Source organism: Arcticibacterium sp. GJ41-1 (genome assembly GCF_055808875.1).
The window spans coordinates 466,939-490,535 of sequence record NZ_CM147888.1 but is presented as its reverse complement, the minus strand read 5'-3'; the positions used below and the strand labels follow the sequence as shown (position 1 = coordinate 490,535).

Below are 23,597 nucleotides of genomic sequence, written 5' to 3'. Positions count from 1 at the left end.
ATTACTATGAAAAAAATATGTATTGCAATTGCTTTTTGTATCAGCGTGCTGAGTGTTTCAGCTCAGCGAGTTAGTTATTTTGGTGTTTTTGCTGGCGGAGCCGGACCCAATGCCTCTACGCTACAGCGAGCTTCAGCTCTGGGTTATAATGCCCGTGTATCGGTTAATGATGGTTTGGTGCTTGGCGATACCACACTTGTAAAAGTAGGAATAGGACTTTCAAGTCCGCAGTATCGTCTTGATGTTAAAGGTGTATTTAACATGCGTGTGGCTTTTAATGCTCCTTCTATGAAAATCAACGACCGTAATTTCCTTGAACTAGATAATGAAGGGCAATTTGTACTAAATGAATTCAAAATCAAATATGACAATGAAGGTATGTGGTCTGATAAAGTTTTTGAAAAGGACTACCCGCTACTGACTCTAAATCAGGTTTCTCAGTTTATTGATGAAAACAAACACTTGCCCAACATTCCATCTGCCAGAGAAGTGGTGAACCAAGGAGTGTCTGTAAATGATATGGTTTCAAAACTTTTAGAAAAAGTAGAAGAATTGACACTTTATACTATTCAGCAGCAGGCGGAAATTGACGAGTTGAAAAGCCTAATGAACGCTCAGAAATAAAAAATATGAGTTTTCAAAAAGGATTGGCTCCTTGGATACTTTCTGCTTGTCTTTTGGGGCTATCTTTTCCTTCTTTTGGAGATAGTGTTCCAAATGGAATTCTTGCTTGGGTGGCATTTATACCCGTTTTATGGGCTACTAAAGAGCTGCCAAAGCTCAAGTCTTATATTCTTTACAGCCTGACTTTCACACTACTTTTTCTTTACATTGATGTATGGTGGTTAGGCTATTTCAGTGTAACAGAATCGGCTCTAGTGATTTTTACTCAGGTGCCATTACTATGCTTACCTTGGCTTGGGTACTATTTTGCACATAAAGAATGGGGTTGGTATAAAGCACTTTTTCTTTTTCCTTTCATTTGGACAGTATCAGATTATTTTCATCATTTGATGCCTCATGGCATGCAAATATACCTTTTGCCATATACTCAAAGTCACCTAATTTGGTTCAATCAATTCATTGATATTACGGGAATGTTTGGCTTAAGCTTTTGGGTAATGATGCTAAATGTGGTACTGCTTCTTTTCATAAATAATAAAACGCTCAAGTCTTCTTTATTACTAATTTTGGTTTTTTGTCTTCCCCTTTTCTATAGTATTTGGACTGTAAAAATCAATCCAAAAGGAATCACAGGCTTAGGTAACGTCACTTCTAAAGTGGCGATTATTCAAACAAATAAGGATTCATACGCAAACAAGGATTCCTTGAATTTACAGCATGTACTTGATGAAATAGTAAGTTTAAGCGATTCTGCCGTGAGAACAACTCAACCAGACTTATTAGTACTTCCAGAAGCAGCGATACCCATCCATTTATTGCAGGATTCTACCTTATTGAACTTTACTCGTCAGCTTATTACTAGTTGGCAAACGTCTATAGCTATTGGTTTTCAAAATAATCCAGATGCTACCAAACCTTATGAGTTTGAGAATGATGCCATGATATTCACACCACAACTGGCCATGCTATGGGATAGCTTAAAGCTTAAACCTGAAGACATAAAGGTTTATCAAAAAGAGCACGGATTGCCTTTTGTAGAAATCACTCCATTTTTTAATGAAAAGCCTACGGTTGTAAACCAAAAGCTCATAAGTAACAAAGAAGTCTATACTTTTCAATATCAAAATTTTGCCAATCAGACTTTTAAAATGGCTTTATCTATCTGTTGGGAGCAATTATTTCCTGAAAAAATAGCCGCACTGGTACATGATGGAGCTCAATTCATAGCCCTGATGAATAATGACAGCTGGTTTGGTAAAACACCAGGAGCCAAACAATTAAGTGCTTTTACTCGCTTAAGAGCTATAGAAAATCGACGTTCTATTGTAAGAAGTAGTAATGGAGGAATCTCTTGCTTTATAGACCCCTTCGGGCGAATATATGGCACACTACCTTGGTTTATTTCTGGTTTTGAAACCAAAGAGGTACAGATGGTTTCAAAAAAGAGCTTTTATTCACAGCATTCTGTTTGGTTTCCTAGGACAGTATTAATCGTTTTAATAAGTCTATGCATATTCTTTTTCACTAGCGGAAGAATTGAAGAGCATGATAGGAGTTAATCTTTTGATTAATGTCAAAAAAGCCTACTTTTCAAAAGCCTAACAAGCCTGCCATTATCCACTTTTAGCATAACATTCACCGCTGGCCTTCCACGCCATGGCTCTGAGGCTGGTCTTGCTAGTACAGCTTCGTCACCAATAAGTGGCCAGGTTTTGCCTAAACTAAGACCGTCTTGCGTTTCCACTCTTATAGGGTATTTTTCTCCAGAGAAAATATTTTTGTCAATTAAGTAGGCTATCACGGAAGGGTCGTGAAGAAAAGAGCCGTCAATTTTATTATTCGAAGTGTTAAACTGCTCATAAAAAACATAGGCATCACAGACCATCTTATTCAGCTCCGAATCAGAACCTGCTCGTACCTCTTGGCCTTCCTTATGGCTTAGCAAAGTAGTTTCCGTCACGTCTAAACCTATCATCACCATAGGCCAGTTTGCACCCAAAACATAGTCTGCCGCTTCTGGGTCATTTAAGATATTAGCCTCTGCTGCCGGAGATGCATTTCCTGGCCAAAAGGCATTACCTCCCATTATCACCACTTCTTTAACTAATTCCGCTATTTCAGGAGCTTTTTGCAAAGCCAAAGCAATATTGGTCAAGGGGCCCAAAGGAGCCAAAATGATTTCATTTGGGTACTTCTTAACCTGTTCAAAAATGAAATCTTCCGCCGACTGAGCAATAGGCTTCAAACTACTTTCTGGAAGAAAAATATTACCCAGACCATCATCTCCATGAACAAAAGCCACTCCTCCACCAAAAGGTCTAGTTAATGGCTTGGCAGCTCCTTTAGCTACAGGAATGTCTCCTCTACCCGCCACCTCTAAAAGTTTTAAAGCGTTAGCAGTTGTCAATTCCAAATTCACATTCCCGTAAACCGTAGTCAGGCCAATTACCTCTAACTCTGGTGAGTTTAAGGCAAACTGAATGGCCATAGCGTCATCCACTCCTGGGTCTGTATCAATAATTATTTTCTGCGGCATTTTGATTCGTTTGTGATGATTCTCTTTTCAAGATTCGAATTTACTTGGTTTTTCTATATTTCGCTGTTCGTCACCGAACGAGAGCGTTCGCTTTCGGACACATTTTTTAGCCCAAAACAGCGTAATGTTCTATTAACGTGTCAATTACAATTATTGGCATTATTTAAGAACATTAAATGGCATGAGAGAAAAACTTCGCGGTCATTCTCCAACACAAATTATGAAAAAGTATAACAATGTCAGGCCGAGCGATAGTCGAGGTCTTGTAATAGTTCGATGAGTTAATCTAGAATAGGTAAGACTGTTCTCGACTTCGCTCGAACTGACACTATCGAGTTCGCTCGATGTAACAATAGAAAACATATCAAGCTGATAGCTCATGGCTAAAAGCCCAAAGCAATTTATGATAAAACTAAACAACATTTCTAAATACTATCCTGCAGGATTTGGAAAGACATACGTCCTTAGAAACATTAACCTAGAAGTAAAAGAAGGAGAATTTGTTTCCATTATGGGGCCATCTGGTTCTGGAAAGTCTACGCTTTTACATATTCTAGGCCTTTTAGAAGAAGCCTCTGAAGGGGAGTATCTTTTCATGGACACGCCCGTTCAGAAATTGAACGAGAAACGCAGAACAGAGCTTCACAGAAATGCCATTGGGTTTGTTTTTCAAGCCTACCATTTGATTGACGAACTAACCGTTTATGAAAACATCGAGACGCCTTTATTGTACAAAGGAATTTCAGGTTCAGAACGTAAAAGTAAGGTGGCTGACATTTTAGACAGATTCAATATTGTTGCAAAAAAGGACCTTTTCCCTAGCCAACTTTCTGGTGGACAACAGCAGCTGGTAGGTGTAGCCAGAGCATTGGTAACAGACCCGAAGGTAATCTTTGCAGATGAGCCTACAGGAAATCTACACTCTGAACAAGCGGAAGACATCATGAATGTTTTTAAAGAATTGAATCAAAAAGACGGAGTTACAATCATTCAAGTAACACATTCAGCAAAAAACGCCGAATACGGAAACAGAATTATCAGGCTTAAAGATGGTTGGTTAGATTAATACAGCCTCCAAAAATTGACAATTATGAAATTTTATATCTCGCTCTTTTTTACCCTTACCATTGGCTTGGCAAATGCCCAAACCATCTCCTTAAAAGAGTGCATCGCATTGGGTTTGAAAAACCATCCTGATTATCAAACAGGGGTTTTAACCGCCGAAGCTGCCACAGCCAGTTTGACAGAAGCCAAGAGTTTAAGGCTACCTACCATAGGGGTGGATGTTTACCAAAGTACCAATACCGGACGAAGTATTGATAGGTTTACAAATAGCTATATCAACGATGTTTATAATAGTACTTATGCCCAAGCTAGGTTAACGCAACCACTTTTTCAAGGTTTCAGGATACAGAGTACTATCCGTCAAAACGAACTATTGGTGGAGTCGGAAAAACTCAATTTGGCTTCTACCCAAAATCAGCTGACTATTCGAATAATTCAAGCGTATTTGAATGTTTTGGCTAGCCAAGAGCTCTACGCTATTGCTCAAAATCAAGTGCTTACTTCTAAAACGCAGCTAGACCAAATAAGCAAACGTGTAAACGCGGGTGTATTAGGAAAAACAGAAGAACTGCAAATAAAAACACAAGTAGCCAATGATGAATTTTCTGAAATAACTGCTTCCGGAAATTTAAGAGCCGCTCGTCTAGATTTGTTTCAATTAATGAATGCCAATCTCGCTCCAAACACACAATTTGAAACGCTGAATGCAGAGATTGTTGCTAAAAAATATGGTAACGAACTAGCGGAGAACGCCCTTTCAAATCTACCGGAAGTTAAAGCGGCAGACTTTGAAATAAGAAGCTTCGACAGCAGAATTAAAGCTATAAAAGGAGACAAACTTCCTCGCCTAAGCTTTGTTGCAGACTGGAACACTTTTTATGCCTCTTCTAATCCTGAGCAAGAGTTTTTTGAGCAAATAAATGGTTCTAGAAACGCATCTTTCTCTTTAGGATTAAGCATTCCTATTTTGGGTAGACTTCAAACCAACCCAAGAATTCAAACAGCCTCTATTCAGAAAAGAATGGCAGAAAACAGACTAGCTTCCACAAAACTGGTGGTAAACCAAGCGGTACAAACGGCCATTCAAAATTATGAATTAGCCTCAGAAAGATATAACAATGCTATTTCGCAAGTAGCCATAAATCAGGAAAACATTGACGCCATTCAGTCGCAGATTAATGCAGGTACAGTAAATTCAATTGAATTCATTTTAGCTAAGACAAATTTTGACCGAGCAAACTCTAATTTGGTGCAAGCCAAATATTCATTCTTACTTCAAGAAAAGATTCTGAAGTTTTATGAGAATGGAGCCTGGGATTTATAAAAACAGCCATAAGAAAAGTTAAAAACGTTAAAAGTCAAGGGTATCTACTCTTGGCTTTTTACTTTTAGTTATGCTCCAAAACTACTTCAAAACAGCCTGGCGAAACCTAATTAGGAAACGCTCTTTTTCATTCATGATGCTCATTGGCCTCTCTGTAGGTTTAGCATTCTCCTTTATTATTAGCAGCTATGTTTGGTCTGAGTTGCAAGTAAATCAGAACCTTAAAAACATTAACCGTCAGTTTCTTTTAAAAAGCGAATGGCAACAAGAAGGAAGATCTCCAGACTTTGTGAGTCCTGCTCCTTTGGCGGAAGCCTTAAAAAACGAATACCCTCATTTGGTGGCAAATGCCTATACCTATGATGGCGTAGGCGTTACTTTCCAACATGAAGATATTGTCCATACGGAGTCCGTGCAGCTTGGCGATAATGTTTTAGAAATGTATGGTTTAGGGCTAAGTCAAGGAAATCCAAAAACAGCATTGGAAGAACCTTACAGCATGGTCATTTCTGAGAAAATGGCTTTAAAGTACTTTGGAAAAACTGATGTACTTAATCAAACGCTCGAAGTAGAATCTTTCAGTGGAGAAAGAAGACCATTTAGAATTTCTGGCGTTTTAGCAAAGGCACCCTTTAACTCCGTTTTACAATTAATAAATGAAGAGCTTCCTGTTTTAATGTCAAAAGAAAGCTTGCGTTACTTTGGCAGATTTGAAAGCATAAATCAATGGCAAAACCTGTTTGCTGTCAATAACATCGAACTGGCCGAAGGTGTTTCTCCAGCACAATTAGAAAAACCAATTAAAGACTTGTTGCAAGCAAACACATCGGCAGATATATCGGAGAATTTAAGCATCAAACTAGCCGACTATAAAAGCCTGTATTTGACAGATAAAAACGGTTTTGTACAAAAAAACATCAACACCTTATTGACTATAGCTTTGGTCATGTTACTCATTGGTATTATAAACTTTGTCAATATTTCGCTAGGTGCTTCTTCCAATAGATTAAAAGAAATTGGCATTAGAAAAACACTGGGTAGCAACAGAAAACAACTGGTCTTTCAGCTACTTTTAGAAAGCTGCCTGCTCTCCTTTATCGCTTTCATCATCGGACTTATCATTTACCAAGTTGGCAGAAATTACTACGCCGAAATATTAGGAAAAACATTGGTTTCTTTGTTCCAAATCAATGCTGCATTCTTTGGTTTTGCATTCTTATTCAGTTTACTCATTGGCATTTTAGCCACGCTTTTCCCTACCTTAATTGTGTCCAAACTGCATGTGGTTTTAGCTCTCAAAAATCGATTCCAAAGTATTTCTGGTCAAACCAACTTGAGACGCTTTCTGATTGGCGTTCAGTTTGCCATGGCTTTGTTTGTAGGTTTTGGAGCTTTGGTGGTAGACAAGCAAATCAATTACTTCTTTGAAAAAGACTTGGGCTTTAGCCAGCAACAAATGGTCTATTTGACAATGCCTAGAGACTGGTCGCCAAAAGGTATTTCTAAAATGAAAACCATCCGGACAGAATTCGAAAGTCTTCCAGAAGTAGAAAAAGGAAGCATCTCTTATGAAATTCCTGATGGAAAGGTTGGCATGAGAACTGGAATAAAAAATGGAGAATCTCCGCAAGTGTTTGCTGAAATTTTACAAACAGACGAAGCCTATTCCGACGCCTATAACTTAAAACTATTGGCAGGGAGGTATCATAATGCCGGAAGTGAACCAAACAACCATGTTGTCATTAATCAGACCGCTGCTAAAAGCTTAGGTTTTGACACTCCTGAGAGTGCACTAAACCAAACAATTTATTTAGAAACCTTTCAAGGTGATTTTGAAATCATAGGCGTTCTTTCTGACTTTCACTTCGCCAGTTTCCATCAAAAAATTGGCCCACTGGTTTTTACGAATATCAATAATTCCAACATCTACCGTTACCTTTCTTTACGTCTAGGAGCTTCAGATTTTGGCGAAGCTAAAAAAGCCATCGAAACCAAATGGCAAAGCGTTTTCCCTAACTCCCCTTTCATTTACCAAAGCCAAGAAGCTAATCTTGCCAATCTCTACAGTTCAGAAATTCGCCTAAAAAAAGCATCTCGTTTAGCCACCATTTTGGCTCTTATCTTAGTTAGCCTTGGTGTGCTTGGTACACTTTCTTTAAATGTGTCTAAAAGGTTAAAAGAGCTAAGCCTGAGAAGAGTACTTGGGGCAAATTTCGTTTCTGTAAACTGGCTGCTCATAAAAGAATTCGTGTTCATTCTTCTGGCCGCATTATCTGTCACAGTTCCTTTCACTTATTATATATTGGGCGATTGGCTTCAAAACTATGCTTTCCGTATTTCTATGCCCGTGCAGAGTTTTGTGCTCGTGGTTATTTGCTTTTTGAGCATCATCATAACGCTAGCTGTTTTTCAAATCAATAAAGCTTTACGGCTAAACCCTGTGGAGCATTTGAAAGAATAATCAGGGAATCAGATTCAATATCTTTTTGGCTTTATAATGTTCCTTTTTTACGGGTCTTATAATTAACTCGTCGTTTACTCGGGCATATTTAAATATCTCAGAAATTTCGACCACATAAAACTGCTTGTCAAACAACGGAACGGAAGAAGGGTAAACAATTACACCATTCCTTCTTAAACTAACGGTAAACGGAATTTCTGTTCTATCGCCAGATTCTGGATTACCTCTAACCACGGTCAACTTTCCGTGCGAACGCAAATTGAAGTCATTATAATCTAGCGGCTTTTCGTTTATAAGAATTGGGTTTGTATAAAACGGCTCGTCCTTACCTAGCTCATTCCTTTCCATCTCATTATCTCTTTTGATAAGCCACGCCTTATCCCCCTTAATAATAGAGTCCCAATCTTGGGCATTTGAGGCAAGAGAAACCGACAGAAAAACCAACAGCAAAGCTCCTACTTTCATAAATTTATTCATTCGCTTTTTTGATAAAAGTACCGGCGTAAAGAAGTCTAGAGACAATTTATACTGTAAAAATTTATGTAAAAAAGTGTAAAATAGGCTTTTACAAAATGTTACTCGCCAAGCAAAGCTTTACCTTTAGGCCGATGAAACTTCTCAAAAACATTCTTCTTATTCTTAGCCTTTTCGCTACGCCTTCTTTTGGTCAACAAGCCTCTTTTGATGACGCTAAAACAGAGGTGGTCATGAGAATGATTGGTTATCAGGTATTACTTCAAAACGCTGATAGCACCACACGTGTGTTACCCGTCAAAAAACTGGCTGACGCCCAATATCAAATTCGTTTTAATGGCCCTATTAATCTGAATCCTGACTCCTTGGTCAATATTGTAAAAAGACAAATGGATGCCAACAGCATAGAAACGTCTTATATAGTAAGCGTAAAAGAATGTCTGATTCAGGAGACTTTATTTTCCTACGCCATTCTGCAAAAAAGACAGAAAGAAATAGTCCCCTGTAAAGACAGGCCGCTGGCTCCAGACTGCTACTTTATAGAAATAAGTTTTGACAAAGAAGCAAAAGCAGATTGGACCATTGCTTATGTTCTATTATTCATTGTCGCTTGCTTAGCACTCTTCTTGATTTTCAGAAAACGGAAACCAAAACCTTCTGACAGCTTATTGAAAATAGGCAAATATGAATTTGACACGGCCAATCAATGCCTCCTAATAGGAGAGCAAAAAATCAAATTGACCTATAAAGAAACCCAAATTCTAAGCATTTTGGCGGATAGCCCAAATCAACTAATTGAAAGAAACCGCATTCAAAAAGAAGTATGGGAAGACGAGGGTGTGATAGTGGGCCGAAGTTTGGACATGTACATTTCAAAACTCCGTAAAAAACTCGCAAAAGACCCAAACATTTCTATTTCCAACAAGCACAGTATAGGTTACGAACTTGGGGTTAAAACGGGCTAATCCTTGCACCGCACCCATCTATGATGTAACTATGCTATACAATTGACAACAATCCAGTAGGAAATTTTGAAAGTATCTCTTTTTATACCCTGTTATATTGACCAGCTATATCCTCAAACTGGCGTAGCTACCTTAAGTCTACTAGAAAAATTTGGCTGCGAAGTAGTTTTTCATCAAAGTCAGACTTGCTGCGGACAGCCTATGGCAAACTCTGGTTTTCAGCATTTGACTAAAAAACTAGACGGTCTTAACCAAAACCTTTTCGGTGATTCTGATTATGTGGTTTGCCCTTCTGGAAGCTGCACCCTGCATTTGAAAGAACATGTTTTGGGTACACAAACTAAGGTGTATGAACTCTGCGAATTTCTTACAGATGTTTTAAAGGTGAAAAGTTTAACATCAAACTTCCCATTCAAAGTAGGTTTACACCAAAGTTGTCACGGGCTTCGTGGATTGCAATTGGCCAAAAGCTCCGAACTGGTCGCAGAACCATTTTCAAAACTAGAACCATTGCTTAAAATGGTAGGTGGTTTAGAACTCTCTTATCCTGAAAAAGTAGATGAATGCTGTGGATTTGGTGGTACTTTCTGTGTGAGTGAAGAAGCGGTTTCTGCCAAAATGGGACAAGACAAAGCAGCGGAATTTGAAGCTGACGAAGTAGATTATATCACCAGTGCAGATATGTCTTGCCTGATGCACATTGACGGCATTTTGAAACGAAAAAAATCAAATATTAAGGTGATTCACATTGCTGAAATTTTAAACGGTTTAGCATCATGAGTGAAGGAAAACACGCCAGTTTAGCAGAAAAACTTACAAACGACACCGACCGAACAGATTGGCATAATAAATCTATTTGGGGTGTTAGAAAGAAAAGAGATGTGGCCGCTTTTGGTATTCCAGACTGGGAATTATTGAGACAAACGGCCTCCAATATAAAAGATTATGTTCTTGATAATCTTCATGACCTTTTAATAGAATTTGAAAAAAATGCTACAGAAAACGGCATAACGGTTCACTGGGCTGCTGATGCGGAAGAGCATAACGCTATGGTACATGGAATCTTGGCAAAACATAATGTCAAGAAAATGGTAAAGAGCAAATCAATGCTCACAGAAGAATGTGGACTAAACCCACATTTGGAGAAAAATGGCATTGAAGTTATTGATACCGACTTAGGCGAAAGGATTATCCAACTAAGAGATGAGCACCCTAGCCATATTGTGATGCCTGCCATCCACCTAAAAAGAGAAGAAATTAGCGATACTTTTCACGAGTCTTGGGGAACAGAAAAAGGAAACTTTGACCCTCAATACTTAGCAGAAGCCGCTCGCCAAAGCCTAAGACAAGACTTTTTGACGGCAGACGCCGCCCTTACGGGTGTAAACTTTGCGATAGCCGAAACGGGCGAATATGTAGTATGCACCAACGAAGGAAATGCAGACATGGGAGCACATTTAGCCCCAGTTCAAATCTCTTGCATGGGTTTAGAAAAACTTATTCCAAAAAGAGAGCATTTAAGCGTCATGCTTCGTTTACTGGCAAGAAGTAGCACGGGCCAACCCATAACGGCCTATTCCAGTCATTTCAAAAAGCCAAGAAAAGGGCAAGAGATGCACTTGGTTTTGGTAGATAATGGGAGAAGCAGGCATATTCAATTACCAAAATTCAAAGCGGGTCTAAAATGCATCAGATGTGCAGCATGTATGAATACTTGTCCGGTTTACAGAAGAAGTGGCGGACACTCTTATCATGTGACCGTTCCTGGACCTATTGGTTCTATTCTGGCTCCAAACACTAATTTAAAAGAGTATTCTGACTTACCATTCGCCTCTACTTTATGTGGTGCTTGCAGCAATGTTTGTCCTGTCAAAATAAACATTCATGAGCAGCTTTATGAGTGGCGACAGGTCATAGGAAAAGCGGGGCATTTAGAAACCTCCAAAAAGATAGGATTGAAAGTGATGAACTTCGTTTTGTCTAACCCGAAGGTTTATGATATTGGAGGGAAACTAGGTAAAAAAGCCATGACCTTAATGCCTTATGCCATCAATAACCCATTGAACCCTTGGTATAAAAGCAGAGAAATGCCCGACATGGACACGGAAAGTTTTAAAGATTGGTATAAGAAAAACAGATGAGCAGCAGAGCCCAAATATTAGATAGACTTAAAAGTCAAACCTCAAGCCAAGAGCAGGTGATTTTACCTGAATTTGATGTAGCCTACATTGGTGACCCTGTGTCAAAATTCAAAACCATTTTAGGCGAACTTTATACGGAGGTGATAGAGGTTAATTCCTTAAGCGAAGTGGCCAGTTTTGTAACTGAAAAGTTTGATGGAAAACGAATGATTTCTAATGTGGAAACCATTGACTTTCCAGATACCGCAAACTGGAAAGAGCAAGACCAACACCTTCTAGAAAATGTAGAGTTTGCTCTTTTTGAAGGAACGCTTGGCGTAGCAGAAAATGGTGCCATTTGGATTTCTGACAAACAAATGGGACAACGTGTAGCTCCTTTCATTTGCCAAAGGCTAGGGATTATTTTAAAGAAGTCGAGCATTGTTCCTTTGATGCAGCAAGCCTATAAAAATTTAGATAGCAGCAAATCAAGCTTTGGAACCTTCATTTCAGGCCCTTCAAAAACCGCTGATATTGAACAATCGTTGGTGGTGGGAGCTCATGGCTCTAGAGAGCTTTTCGTTTTCTTAATGTAATACTTAGAATTTAGTCTTAAGGACTGGTCAATCGAGGTCAATTTCCGTTTAAAGCTTTATCTTTAAACCCAGAATTAAATACCCTTTTGAATGACCTCTAAATACACCATCGGAATAGATTTTGGCTCAGACTCCGTAAGAGCCCTCATAGTTAATGCAGAAAATGGTGAAAGCCACGGTACTGCTGTATGCTATTATCCACGATGGAAAGAAGGAAAGTACTGTGACCCTGCTGCTTCGCAATTCAGACAGCATCCCTTAGATTATATTGAAAGTTTAGAAACTGCGGTAAAAGGGGCTCTAGCAGAAGCAGGCTCTGAGATAGCAAAAAACGTAGTTGGAATTTCTGTAGACACCACGGGTTCTACACCAGTAGCGGTGGATAGAAACGGAACGCCCTTAGCTCTTTTGCCTGAATTTGCCGAAAACCCAAACGGGATGTTTATTCTCTGGAAAGACCATACAGGCAATGCAGAAGCAGAAGAAATAAACGAATTGGCTCATAATGGCTCCATTGATTATACTAAATATGTAGGTGGCATTTATTCTTCGGAATGGTTTTGGGCTAAAATATTAAGAACGCTTAGGGTAGATGAACAAGTAAGAGATAAAGCTTTTTCTTGGGTAGAGCACTGCGACTGGATTTCAGCCGAATTGACAGGAAATACCAACCCACTAACACTTAAAAGAAGCCGATGTGCGGCAGGGCATAAAGCCATGTGGCATGAAGAATTTGAAGGACTTCCTTCTGAAGAATTTCTTACCATCTTAGACCCTTTACTTTCTGGATTAAGAGACCGACTTTTCTCCGAAACTTTCACCTCTGATGAAGCCATGGGTTATATTTCGCCTAAATGGGCTAAGAAGCTTGGCGTACCAGAAAACGTGGTTATAGGCGTAGGTGCTTTTGACGCTCATATGGGCGGCGTGGGTGCAGAAATTGAACCTTATTCGCTGGTAAGAGTAATGGGAACCTCTACCTGTGATATGCTGGTGGCACCTACCGAGGAAGTTGGGCATTTATTAATCAAAGGGATTTGTGGCCAAGTAGACGGCTCCATTTTGCCAGGAATGCTAGGAATGGAAGCAGGTCAATCTGCTTTTGGTGATGTTTACGCTTGGTTTCAAAGATTGATTCTTGGACCTGTTAACGACCTCATCGAAGACCAAGCTGTCAAAGATAAAATGGCGGAGGAATTGATACCTCATTTGGCAGACAAAGCTTCTCAATTAGCCCTAACAGAAAACGACGCCATAGCCCTAGACTGGTTTAACGGCAGACGTACTCCTGATGCCAATCATACATTAAAAGGTGCTATTGCTGGATTGAATTTAGGTAGCGATGCCGCTGTGGTTTTTAAAGCTTTGGTAGAAGCTACAGCCTTTGGTGCAAAAGCCATTGTAGATAGATTTATAGCGGAAGGTGTTCCTATAAAACAAGTGATTGGAATTGGTGGCGTTGCCAATAAATCGTCTTTTGTAATGCAGACATTGGCAGACGTACTAAACATGCCCATCAAAGTGGCAGCTTCTGACCAAGCCTGTGCTTTGGGAGCAGGAATGTTTGCCGCCACAGCCGCCGGGATTTATGACAATGTAGAAGAAGCTCAAAAAGCGATGGGTTCAGGATTCAATAAGGAATACCGTCCAAACCCATCAAAAACGGCTATTTACGATAAGCTTTATGCCAAATACACGGAATTTGGACAGTTTGTGGAGAACAAGTAGGCGTTTATGCCCTCAACGTTTGTCACGATTTTGGGACCAAAATCACGCCAAACAAACGAAGCTTTTAACCGAGTAGCGAGGGGTGAAACCCCTCGCTACCAACATTTCGCTCCTCTGGAGCTAAAACCGTTATTTTACAGCCACAAAAATATCAACCTCCGCATCTTCTCTATTCTGTGATTTGGCTCCATACACTTCAAAATCTGTAGTGTATCTTCTATCTGCTCCACTTTCCCAAATTTCCATCCAAGCATTACCTACTGCACCTTCGTTTAAATTCCCTTTAGCCACAAACTTCACATAATCACCTCCACCTATTTCTAATCCTTTCATACCTTCTGGTATTTCGTCTAAACTACTTACTTCACAGGCCAAAACTGTGGTATAAGGTTTTGTAAAATCGCCTTCGTATTCTGTGTAGATAGAATAAATTTCAGAGCCTATTAAATTGGGGATTTTTGACATGATTTCTTCTGACATAAACCTGCCCCAAAGTGCTTGAATATCTGTGAGTGCTTGCTCCTCGTGATTAGTGGTTCTTACCCAAATACCAATTACTTTTTTCGATGCTAATTCTTGTTTTTTCATATGCTTATTTCTTTTGATACAAAGTAAACCAGTGCAAGTGACATCAGTTTGTCAGTAGCCTCAACCTATTTGTATAAATATATTTAGTCTATTTATCTTATAGATTAACTAGAGTATAGTTTATTTGTGAAATTTTTAGTGACCTAGAAATCATAAATTATTTTTCTGTCAAAGCAAATGCATTCAAAAACTCAAACAAGTAATGTGATCGGGGCTAATAAGCTTTGGTACATCATACCTGCAGTCCTGCTTACTGGACTTGCCGTTTTCTTGTTTATAAACTATTCTGAGAGCTTTACCATTGAAAAAATCGAAAACGGATTTAATCAAGAGTTTCTCATATTTCTAGCTATTGGTGTTTTTGCCCAATTAGTAGATGGCACCTTGGGCATGGGTTATGGAGCCACCTCTACCACTTTTTTACTTTCTTTTGGTGTGCACCCTGCCACCAGTAGCATGGCGGTTCATGTAGCAGAAATGTTTACCACAGGTGCTTCTGCCATATCGCATTATAAGTTTAAAAACATCAACAAGAAACTCGTTTTAAACTTGTTAGTTCCGGGTATTGCTGGGGCTATAATCGGTGCTTATTTACTTGCAGATGTTATAGACGGAGAAGCCATAAAACCCTTCATAGCTATCTACATGATTATTCTAGCAGCTACCATCATCATTAAAGGCCTGAAGAAAAACATCAAAAAGAAGAAAAGTAAAAACCTTGGTCTACTGGCAGGTTTCGGTGGTTTTATGGACTCCATTGGCGGTGGAGGTTGGGGGCCAATTGTCACCTCTACGCTTATGGGTAGAGGAAGAGACCCTCGCTATACCATTGGTTCTGTCAACACCGCGGAGTTTGCAATTTCCTTTGCCAGCGGCATCACCTTTGTCCTTTTTGAAGGCATTAGCGGCTGGCGAGTAATTGCAGGGTTAGTGGTAGGTGGTATTATAGCTGCACCAGTCGGAGCCTATTTTCTAAACAAAATTCCAAGAAAACCAGCTACCATTTTAGTGGGTTTACTATTAATCATTTTAAGTGTCAGAACGCTTATTAGGCTACTTTAATAGTAACACTCAATTAAAATAACCTTTCGCTTTTCAGCAGTATCCGAGTATTTTTTGCCTCAAAACGGTAATCAACACTTGTCTTTATGTAATATATACTTTACATTTGGAGTGTATAATTTACATATCTTTTAAAAATGAAATATCAATTCTTACCACACTATTTTAAGTATGTAGGCCTAAGCCTCTATTTTTTGTTTGGTCTTGGCTCTGGATTGCAAGCGTTTATTAATGGTCTTAATGGGCTCCCTGAAGACATAAAAACTCTTGGCCTTCATCCTATTTTTTTTTCGGAGAAATTCGATTTAATCCAATACTTTGGGATTTTCGTTTACGCGTTTTCCAAGGATAAAATTATTGACGAATTCATGATCTATAGGAGGCTTGAAAGTATGTACATTACTTTTTTTGCTAGTCTAGTTTTTATATTTATCCGTTTACTTTTCAATATTGATTGGCAAATTGGAGCTTCTTATTTTTTCGAAACTCAGATTCTCCTTTTCCTTATAATCAACAAGTTTAGAAAACATTATTCCTTGTCAAGCTTTTAAACTCTATGAAATATCAATTCTTACCACATTACTTTAAGTATATCGCCTTAATATTCTTTATCCCTGTTGGAGTAATTTCGATAATAAACGGATGGAATGAGGCTCACTGGACAGCTAATGGGATAACGTTTCATCAATCTGAATTCTTACTAACCATTACTACACTAATTAGTATCATAATTTATGCATTAGCAAAAGACAAAACCTTTGATGATTATATTCAAAAGATAAGGATGGAAAGCATTTATCTTGTTTTCTTTGGCACTTTAGTATACATCGGTATTCGACTAATTATTGACAAGAATTGGTCAATGGAAGCTTCAAAATTATGTTTCTATCAAATCGTCTTCTATCTTCTATTAAATAAAGTGAGGAAAAACGCTCTGCCAGATTAAATGAAAAATCTAATACGTGTGGAAAGGGCAAGATTAGAAATGTCTCAAATAGAACTCGCAGAACACATAGGTGTCACGAGGCAAACCATATATGCTATTGAAAAAGGGAAATTTACGCCCTCAGTCATTCTTGCATTTAAACTAGCTAAAGCTCTTAAAGTTGACATTAACTACCTCTTTACGATAGAAGAAACCGATTAAACCTTCACAAAAATCTTCTTTTTATAAAATACCGCTAAAACAGCAAACCAGAATAGCAGATAAAGAATTGCCCACGAAAGAGACGCATATTTCGGGTCAGCAAACATTGGTACTAAACCATTTTTATAAACGTATTGCTGAAAGCCCACACCATCTATTTTGACAGTAGAAAGCACCCTTGGAATAATGCCTGAAAAGAAGAAAATAAGCATTGGGTTTACACCAAAAATTAAGAATGGCTTAATCCAAAATTTAATACCACGCTCTTCTACCACGAAATAAATCAAGGCCATTAATAAAGTGGCTAAGCCAGCTGTATAAAGAACATAAGAAGATGTCCATAAGGCCTTATTGATAGGAAAGACCATGTTCCAAAAATATCCCACGGCAGTTAATCCAAGACCAGCATAAATAAGATAATTGACTCTTTCTTTATCATATTTCTCCTTAGTTAAAAGGGTGCCTATAAATACACCCATTAAGCCCGTGGCAAAAGCCGGAAGCGTGCTAAAAAGTCCTTCTGGGTCCCATGTTTTAGAGGATGCCCACATGTGCCCTTCCAAAAATAACCTATCAAAGGCAGCGGCCACGTTTACATCTTTATCAAAAACACCAATTACCCCGTCTATTGGAATCAAAGCCATGGCGGCCCAATATCCCAAAAGAAGCACCACACAAATACCCGCTAATACCTTTAATGAAAATTTATTATACAGAATAGCGACCACAAAATACACCAAACCTATACGCTGTAACACACCCGGAATTCTAACATTTTCAAATCCTGAAACGGGTAAATAAGCTAAGGTGAAAAGTATAGCTAGAAAACCCAGAACCACGTATAATTGCCTCTTCAGGTCATATTTAGTCAATAATAAATAGTAGACCAAAGCCACAAAAATCAGTCTCACCATCAAAAGGGAGTAGCCCTCTAGCCCGAAAAGGTGAATTTTTGAAAAGAAATTTAGAAAGAGACCCAGTGAGAAAATTCGTAATGCTCTAACCGTAATTTTCAGAAAAGTATTCTTATCAAAAGAAGGTTCTGGCGATGCCAAAACGGTGGTAATACCTACCACAAAAAGGAAGAAAGGAAACACCAAATCTGTAGGTGTGCAGCCATGCCATTTAGCATGTAAAAATGGTGTAATCACATTGCCCCAGTCCCCTGGGTTATTAACTAAGGTCATGAGCATGATGGTTATTCCGCGGAAAACATCAATGGAAGGAAGTCTTTTCTTCATTTAATAGTCGTTTTGCAGTTTTGATATTTCTTCGAATTCCGGCTCCAATTTATTCGTAAGTCGCTCAAATAAATCGTAATATTTTGAATAAATCTTGTTTTTCTTTCCATTCGGGTTTTTCATGATTTTTTCTGGAGCTATTTCCAATGAATGCTCTAGACTATCATATACGCCCATTGCTGTTAAACCCACCATAGCAGACCCCATATTAGCAGCATGCTTGTAAGTACTTACCGAGGCCGGCATTCCATACAAATCACAGATTATGCCAGACCACAAAGGATGCATGGCATTATAGCCATTTAAGTGAATAGTTTGAAATTCTCTGTGACGCTTTATAGACCTCCCAATACTATAAATTTCATACAAAATACCTTCCAGTGTAGCCCTAATAATATGTCTTGATTCATGAGTAATGTTTAAGCCAAAATATACACCTCGTGCATTAGAATTCCATATAGGTGCTCTTTCTCCCTGTAGATAGGGTAAAAATATAAGCCCTTCTGACCCTTCTTTTACTTTTGCTGCCTCATTAAATAATTTCACCATCAAATCCTCTAATGGTAAATCCTTGTAATTGCCTCCCAAGCCTCTGGCAGCCCACTCAAAAGCTACTCCTCCATTATTAGTAGGTCCTCCGCTTATATATTTACCTTTTTCCAGTATATAATTAAAGAAACTTCCTTTACCGTCTAATAAATACTCTTCACCAAACACTCTCACAGCACCAGAGCTAGTCACCGACACCACAGCTTGATCACTCCTCATCGAACCAGCACTTAAAGATGCCATACAACCATCCGAGCTTCCCAAAATCAACTTAGTGTTCTTATCCAACCTTAAAGAGGTAAGAATGGGAGCTTTAATTTTCAATTCTGAATAAAAAATGTCCGCTGGTTTAGAAAAATAAGAGGCGTCTAGGTTGGCAAACTTCATAGCGTCTGCATCCCACTTAAGCTGCTCTAAATTAAACAAGCCTGTGGCAGATGCTATGCTATAGTCTACGCAAAACTCGCCTGTGAGCTGATAAATCACATATTCTTTCAAAGAAACAAACCGGCTTATTCTTTCAAACTTCTCTGGTTCATTTTCTCTTATCCATGTAATTTTTGATAATGGAGACATAGCATGAATAGGGGTACCCGTATTTTTATAAATTCTATTACCTAGCTCGGTTCCTTTTAAGGAGGTAGAAATATGACAAGCTCGATTATCTGACCAAATCACAGCATTGCCTAGTGTATTTCCACTCTTATCTAAGGGTAAAACACTGTGCATAGAAGAGCTTAGAATAATACTTTGTACATAATGTTTATCGTAAAAGGATGCATCATTTAAGATTCCCTTTAGTAAAAACATAATGGTTATAAAGATTTGCTCAGGATCTTGTTCACTCAAATCAGGATGTGGGTGAAAGGTAGGGTACGCCCCCTTTTTAACTACAACTTCTACTCCTAAATAATCAAAACCAATTATTTTAGTGGCAGAGGTACCAATGTTAATGGTAAGAATACAGGCCTTTTTAGAATCCATTTTTTCTATAACTTTTAGGAGAGAAACCCGTTAATTTTTTAAAGGTAGAAGAGAAGTGTTGTGAACTATAAAACCCAAGTTCTAAGGCAATTCTTGTCATAGAAAAGTCTGAGTTTTTAATCATACGCATGGCCTCCGCTACTCGCAAGTTTATCAAATATTGCAAAGGAGCAAACCCTGTATAATATTTTATTTTTTCTGTGAAGGCTGTTGTGCCCAATCCTACCATGCTTCCCATTTCATTAACAGTCCATGGGTGCCCTAGATTTTCTCTCAACATTTTATCCAATTTGAGAAACACTTTTGGGAAGTCATGACTCTGATTGTTTTCAACACTTAAGGCCCTTGAGACCGTAATAAAAAGTTCATCAATCAGGCCATTTACTCTTGTAACATGACCTAACCTACAACCCGTCAACTCATATATAAGCGTTTGAAGTATTCTCGAAACTTCCTTTAAATCCTGTATTATTAACGGGAAGTTCTGCTCCAACGTTTGTTTTATAAGTAAGCCATCTGGCACACTAAGCCCACTCCAAGTTCTATTAAACAAAACACCTTCAAGCTCATCGATAGATAATTCCACATAAGTACCCGTTTCCAAAATTCCTCCCCCAAAACTTAATAAATCGTTGGGATGCAAAACCAATAAATCATGAGGAAGTAAAATACAAGAGATACCATTAACAAACCACTCAAATTTACCCTCGTGTATAAAAAAGAACGTTAAACATTTAATTTCTAGCAGCATAGAATGCTCTTCCAGCTGTGGTGTACCCTTATGCACCACAAGCTTCCCAATCTGTTTGAAAGGGTCTAATAGCTCCGTTTGGCCTTGAATTAAAGCTTTTGGTGTCATTTTATAGGTTAAAAGGCATATCAAATCTGCGAATTATACAATTTTTGTAAAATCAGCCGCCGAAGTAATTTGAAAGCTTAATATAAATAAAAGGGGAATTTTTGACACTTATTCAATCACTTAACCTAAATAATTTAATATGAAGAACAATTATCTCATTCTAATGAGTTTGATGCTTCTATCTTTCAGCACGCTTGCTCAGCAAATAACCGGAACAGTGCAATCAGCCGTTGACAACTCCGCTCTCCCAGGTGTATCGGTCGTTGTTAAAGGAACCACAAACGGAACCACAGCAGATGCCAATGGAGCCTACCAAATAAATGCAGGAACCAATTCAACCTTAGTTTTTAGTTTTGTTGGCTTTAACTCTCAGGAAGTTGTAGTGGGAAATAAAACCACTATTAATATTAAGCTTTCAGAAAACTCTAAAAACCTTAGTGAGGTTGTTGTTACCGCATTAGGTATCAAGAAAGAGGCTAAAAGTCTTGGCTATGCTACTTCCACTGTTGGTGGAGAACAAATTTCAACCAATAGAACGGTGAATTTTATGAACGCCGTTCAAGGAAAAGTACCTGGTGTAAACATTTCTAGCGTTGGTTCTGGCCCAGCCGGTACCAGTAAAATCAGGATTAGAGGTCAGTCTTCTTTTGGTGGACAAAACACTCCTTTAATTGTAGTCAATGGTGTTCCTATTGATAACTCAACATTTGGAGTTACAGGTGGAAACCAGAGTTCTGACAATTCTTTAAGCACCGGTTCCGATTCTGATGGTGGAGATGGTCTAAGCAGTATCAACCCTGATGACATTGAAAGCATGACTATTCTTAAAGGTGCTGCCGCATCAGCTTTATATGGTTCAAGAGCAAAGGATGGTGTAATTATGATTACCACCAAGTCAGGAGGAGAAAAGGGACTACAGGTAGAGTACAACACAAACTACACCGTCGATGTCCCATTAGACTTTACAGATTTTCAGTATGAATATGGACAAGGTGAAGGTGGCTTAAGACCTACCAGTGCAAATCCTGTTTCTGGTGTATGGAGTTTTGGTGAAAAATTTGAGCCAGGTATGACGCAAGTCTTATTTGATGGAGTAACTGCCCCATACGAACCTGTTTATGACAGAATAAAGCAGTTTTATAGAACTGGGCAATCTTTTACAAACACAGTAAGTGTTTCTAATGGTGGAGCTAATGGTGGTATGAGAATGTCTTTTTCCAATCTAGATAATAAAGGGATTGTTCCTAACAATAGCTTTGACAGAAAGACCGTGAATTTAAACTTCAACCAAATTTTAGCCAATAAGCTGTTGGTTTCTGGAAGTGTAAATTACTCTCACAGTTATAATAAAAACTTACCTACTGTAAAAACGCAGGATTTAAGTACTCCTACCGTAATCTACTCCCTAGCGAACTCTATGCCCTTTGACTTATTAGAGTCTGAAGCAGAAGATGAGTTTGGCAATGAGCGTATTTACAGTAGGTTCAGAAACCGTACTAACCCTTATTTCATATTAAAAAACCACTTTAACAATGTTACCTCTGACCGTATCTTCGGTAACCTTTCGGCAAAATATGACTTTAATGACTGGGCGTATGCTCAAATACGAGTAGGACAAGATTACAGTACCCGTTATCAAGAGCTTAACAATAGACCAACAGGAGCCGCCGCAGAAGGTACAGCACCTGCTGGCTTTGTGAATGGAGACTACAGGCAAGATGTTAGTAGAATTAGAGAAACTAATGTTGATTTCATTCTTGGGGCAAACAGAACCTTTGGAGACATTGGTGTAAACCTAACCCTAGGTGGAAATCAAATGTCTAGAAGAATAGACAGACACATCCAATCTGCAACAGACTTTGTAGTTAGAGGTCTATATACCTTAGAGAATGCTAGAGTAGTAACGCCAAATTATATTCTTCAAGAAAGAAAAGTAAATTCTGTATTTGGGGCTTCTGAAATAAACTACAAAGGCTTTTTATATTTAAATGCTACGCTTAGAAATGACTGGTTCTCCACCTTGGCACCAGAGCTTAGAAGTATCATGTACCCATCTGTTACCGGTAGTTTTGTTTTTTCTCAAGCATTTTCAAACATACCAGATTGGATGAACTTTGGTAAAGTAAGAGTTGCATATGCAGAGGTAGGTAGCGATACAGATGTATCTCCTTATTCAAACAACCTTTTCTATCAAACCAATTCTCAACTTTTCAATGGCCTTAGCATAGGAAGTATTAGTGGAGATAGAATTCCAAGTAGCATCCTTAGCCCAATGAGAGTTAAAGAGTGGGAATTTGGAGTAGAAACTAAGCTCTTTAATAATAAAGTAGGTGTAGAATTGTCTTATTATGACAAAATCACGGAAGACCAAATTCTGGAAGTGTTGACCTCAAACTCTTCAGGATACACATCCAAGCTTGAAAACGTAGGGAAAAGTAAAAACAAAGGCTTGGAGATGTTAGTAACTTTCACTCCTATTGAAAGGGCCAATTTCTCTTGGGATATAAACTTTAATGCTGCCAACAATACCTCAGAAGTATTAGATTTAGGAGAAGGAGTTACCCAATTAATTCTTTCGCAAGGAGAAGTTAGAGGGGAGCTTTGGCATGTTTTAGGCGAGCCACTTGGTCAGCTTCGTGGTTTTGGCTACTTAAGAGATGATAACGGAAACCAAGTATTTTCTAGTACCAGCGGAAACTTCTTAACAACACCACAAAGAGTTGCTCTTGGATCTGCTATTCCTAAATGGGTAGGCGGTATATATAACTCTTTTAATTATAAAGGAATTAGTCTCTCTGCTTTGGTTGATTTCAAATTAGGTCATGATTTATTTTCTACTACCAACTTTAATGCTTGGCGACACGGCCTTCATAAAGGTACTTTAGAAGGTAGAGATACTGGTTTTGTGATAGGAGACGGCGTAAACGAAAACGGCGAGCCAAATACTACACCAATTGATGTTGATTCTTACTACGGAAGAATTAGAGGAGCAAACTTAATGGAAGAGTTCACTTATAATGCAGGTTTTTGGAAACTACGTCAATTAAATCTGGGATATGATTTGACCAAACATTTGAAGTCAGTGAAGTTTATCAAAGGAGCCAAAATAGACATCATCTCAAACAATGTATTGATTCTTAAAAAATGGACTCCAAACATAGACCCTGAGCAAATTTCTTTTGCCTCTGATAATTTAAATGGAATTGAAGACCCAGCTCTTCCTCCACAAAGATCATATGGTTTCAACTTGAACTTGAAATTTTGATAATCAGGC

At 38.5% G+C, this 23,597-nt stretch carries 20 protein-coding genes; 14 read left to right on the top strand and 6 right to left on the bottom strand.

Features of this window, described 5'->3' with window-relative positions; genetic code table 11:
• Positions 1-6 precede the first annotated feature (6 nt).
• Positions 7-624 carry a hypothetical protein gene (locus AC0L6O_RS02095; RefSeq protein ID WP_473305942.1) on the top strand — a complete coding sequence of 206 codons (618 nt, stop codon included), beginning with the start codon at positions 7-9 and terminating at the stop codon, positions 622-624.
• 5 nt (positions 625-629) lie between these two features.
• The gene (gene lnt / locus AC0L6O_RS02090; RefSeq protein ID WP_473305940.1) at positions 630-2,183 is read left to right on the top strand and encodes an apolipoprotein N-acyltransferase; all 1,554 of its coding nucleotides are present in this window, start codon (positions 630-632) and stop codon (positions 2,181-2,183) included.
• Between the two features lie 14 nt (positions 2,184-2,197).
• On the opposite strand, the gene AC0L6O_RS02085 is transcribed toward lnt, so the two are convergent.
• Positions 2,198-3,160: a nucleoside hydrolase gene (locus tag AC0L6O_RS02085; RefSeq protein ID WP_473305939.1), complete on the bottom strand. Its 963-nt coding sequence runs from the start codon at positions 3,158-3,160 to the stop codon at positions 2,198-2,200.
• A gap of 403 nt (positions 3,161-3,563) precedes the next feature.
• Here AC0L6O_RS02085 and AC0L6O_RS02080 point away from each other — a divergent pair, with 403 nt between their 5' ends.
• The 3 genes from AC0L6O_RS02080 to AC0L6O_RS02070 all read left to right on the top strand — a co-directional run bounded on the left by AC0L6O_RS02080 (position 3,564) and on the right by AC0L6O_RS02070 (position 8,010).
• Positions 3,564-4,226, top strand: coding sequence for an ABC transporter ATP-binding protein (locus tag AC0L6O_RS02080; RefSeq protein ID WP_473305937.1), 663 nt, complete (start codon positions 3,564-3,566; stop codon positions 4,224-4,226).
• A gap of 24 nt (positions 4,227-4,250) precedes the next feature.
• Complete coding sequence (locus tag AC0L6O_RS02075) at positions 4,251-5,549, top strand: TolC family protein (protein WP_473305935.1); 1,299 nt, start codon at positions 4,251-4,253, stop codon at positions 5,547-5,549.
• A gap of 70 nt (positions 5,550-5,619) precedes the next feature.
• Entirely contained in the window at positions 5,620-8,010 is a 2,391-nt protein-coding gene (locus AC0L6O_RS02070) for an ABC transporter permease (protein ID WP_473305934.1), read from the top strand.
• On the opposite strand, the gene AC0L6O_RS02065 is transcribed toward AC0L6O_RS02070, so the two are convergent.
• On the bottom strand, positions 8,011-8,487 hold the full coding sequence (locus AC0L6O_RS02065; protein WP_473305932.1) for a hypothetical protein: 477 nt from the start codon (positions 8,485-8,487) through the stop codon (positions 8,011-8,013).
• A 131-nt stretch (positions 8,488-8,618) separates the two neighbouring features.
• Here AC0L6O_RS02065 and AC0L6O_RS02060 point away from each other — a divergent pair, with 131 nt between their 5' ends.
• The 5 genes from AC0L6O_RS02060 to AC0L6O_RS02040 all read left to right on the top strand — a co-directional run bounded on the left by AC0L6O_RS02060 (position 8,619) and on the right by AC0L6O_RS02040 (position 13,893).
• Positions 8,619-9,449, top strand: a complete 831-nt coding sequence (locus tag AC0L6O_RS02060; protein ID WP_473305931.1) for a winged helix-turn-helix domain-containing protein — start codon at positions 8,619-8,621, stop codon at positions 9,447-9,449.
• Positions 9,450-9,515: 66 nt separating this feature from the next.
• The gene (locus tag AC0L6O_RS02055; protein ID WP_473305930.1) at positions 9,516-10,229 is read left to right on the top strand and encodes a (Fe-S)-binding protein; all 714 of its coding nucleotides are present in this window, start codon (positions 9,516-9,518) and stop codon (positions 10,227-10,229) included.
• Positions 10,226-11,590: a lactate utilization protein B gene (locus AC0L6O_RS02050; protein WP_473305928.1), complete on the top strand. Its 1,365-nt coding sequence runs from the start codon at positions 10,226-10,228 to the stop codon at positions 11,588-11,590. Before AC0L6O_RS02055 ends, AC0L6O_RS02050 begins: the two co-directional genes overlap by 4 nt.
• Complete coding sequence (locus tag AC0L6O_RS02045; protein ID WP_473305926.1) at positions 11,587-12,165, top strand: LutC/YkgG family protein; 579 nt, start codon at positions 11,587-11,589, stop codon at positions 12,163-12,165. The genes AC0L6O_RS02050 and AC0L6O_RS02045 overlap by 4 nt, the downstream gene beginning before the upstream one ends.
• A 90-nt stretch (positions 12,166-12,255) precedes the next feature.
• Complete coding sequence (locus AC0L6O_RS02040) at positions 12,256-13,893, top strand: ribulokinase (protein ID WP_473305924.1); 1,638 nt, start codon at positions 12,256-12,258, stop codon at positions 13,891-13,893.
• A gap of 129 nt (positions 13,894-14,022) precedes the next feature.
• On the opposite strand, the gene AC0L6O_RS02035 is transcribed toward AC0L6O_RS02040, so the two are convergent.
• On the bottom strand, positions 14,023-14,481 hold the full coding sequence (locus AC0L6O_RS02035; RefSeq protein ID WP_473305922.1) for a GyrI-like domain-containing protein: 459 nt from the start codon (positions 14,479-14,481) through the stop codon (positions 14,023-14,025).
• A gap of 177 nt (positions 14,482-14,658) precedes the next feature.
• On the opposite strand from AC0L6O_RS02035, the gene AC0L6O_RS02030 reads away from it, so the two are divergent.
• The 3 genes from AC0L6O_RS02030 (at position 14,659) to AC0L6O_RS02020 (ending at position 16,690) form a co-directional block, all read left to right on the top strand.
• A complete protein-coding gene (locus tag AC0L6O_RS02030) occupies positions 14,659-15,543 on the top strand; it encodes a sulfite exporter TauE/SafE family protein (RefSeq protein WP_473305920.1) in 885 nt (294 codons plus the stop codon).
• Positions 15,544-16,099: 556 nt separating this feature from the next.
• On the top strand, positions 16,100-16,489 hold the full coding sequence (locus AC0L6O_RS02025; RefSeq protein ID WP_473305919.1) for a hypothetical protein: 390 nt from the start codon (positions 16,100-16,102) through the stop codon (positions 16,487-16,489).
• Positions 16,490-16,690, top strand: coding sequence for a helix-turn-helix transcriptional regulator (locus tag AC0L6O_RS02020; protein ID WP_473305918.1), 201 nt, complete (start codon positions 16,490-16,492; stop codon positions 16,688-16,690).
• Here the strand turns inward: AC0L6O_RS02020 and AC0L6O_RS02015 are convergent.
• From AC0L6O_RS02015 to AC0L6O_RS02005, 3 genes are read right to left on the bottom strand one after another with little or no spacing between them, the layout of a single operon-like run.
• On the bottom strand, positions 16,687-17,931 hold the full coding sequence (locus AC0L6O_RS02015) for an acyltransferase family protein (protein ID WP_473305917.1): 1,245 nt from the start codon (positions 17,929-17,931) through the stop codon (positions 16,687-16,689). The two genes, AC0L6O_RS02020 and AC0L6O_RS02015, sit on opposite strands and share 4 nt — an antisense overlap.
• The gene (locus AC0L6O_RS02010; RefSeq protein ID WP_473305915.1) at positions 17,932-19,464 is read right to left on the bottom strand and encodes a gluconokinase; all 1,533 of its coding nucleotides are present in this window, start codon (positions 19,462-19,464) and stop codon (positions 17,932-17,934) included.
• A complete protein-coding gene (locus AC0L6O_RS02005) occupies positions 19,454-20,323 on the bottom strand; it encodes a helix-turn-helix transcriptional regulator (RefSeq protein ID WP_473305914.1) in 870 nt (289 codons plus the stop codon). The genes AC0L6O_RS02010 and AC0L6O_RS02005 overlap by 11 nt, the downstream gene beginning before the upstream one ends.
• A gap of 139 nt (positions 20,324-20,462) precedes the next feature.
• Here AC0L6O_RS02005 and AC0L6O_RS02000 point away from each other — a divergent pair, with 139 nt between their 5' ends.
• Entirely contained in the window at positions 20,463-23,588 is a 3,126-nt protein-coding gene (locus AC0L6O_RS02000) for a SusC/RagA family TonB-linked outer membrane protein (RefSeq protein ID WP_473305912.1), read from the top strand.
• Positions 23,589-23,597: the final 9 nt, after the last annotated feature.